This window comes from Paenibacillus oryzisoli (assembly GCF_001653565.1).
GTDB lineage: Bacteria > Bacillota > Bacilli > Paenibacillales > NBRC-103111 > Paenibacillus_E > Paenibacillus_E oryzisoli.
The window spans coordinates 1-620 of sequence record NZ_LYPB01000005.1; the positions used below are offsets into that span (position 1 = coordinate 1).

The window sequence follows — 620 nt, forward strand, 5'->3', positions numbered from 1 at the left end:
CCAAATATTGGAATGTTGGCAGGATAAATAACACCACTGGATAAGAACACCCTCCATTCTGGTGGCAATTCCTGTAATGAAAATTTCCTGGCAAAATTCACAAATGTCAATCTTGCGCTCTTATGAACAGTTGTATTTCCTTGATCAAATAAGAACTTCAACAAAACGTATACCAATAGAGCCGTATATAACTGGCCATACACGGCATTTGGCGTCGTGCCAAAGAGCATCGGAATGTTAAGATGTTGTTTGATCCAACGAAAAAACACTTCAATCTGCCACCGCTGCTTGTAGATATCCGCGATCTTTTCTGCAGAATGCCAGTGCAGATTAGTACCTAAGATGACAGGATTCCCATTAGGATCATGGAGAATGACAACACGAAATCGGTTCCTGGTGAGTGCTTTTTTCTTACCCAATAGACAAGTGAAATCTTGAAGAATCGTTCCTTCAAAAGGTCTTTTTCGTTCCCTGTGAATGGATTCCTGAAACGTTGTATTGTCGCGAAGCCGGATAACAAAGTATTGCCGGTCTTTTTGTTCTTGATAGTCATCAAACCATGCGTGCTTACCATAAGCTCGATCTGCGACTAAGATTCTCTGGCAATCCTGTAAGATAGG

General features: G+C 41.3%; 1 protein-coding gene. It reads right to left on the bottom strand.

The window, feature by feature from the left end; translation table 11 throughout:
- A partial coding sequence (locus tag A8708_RS00025) for an IS4 family transposase (protein ID WP_157264461.1) occupies nucleotides 1-620 on the bottom strand: 620 nt, incomplete at both ends.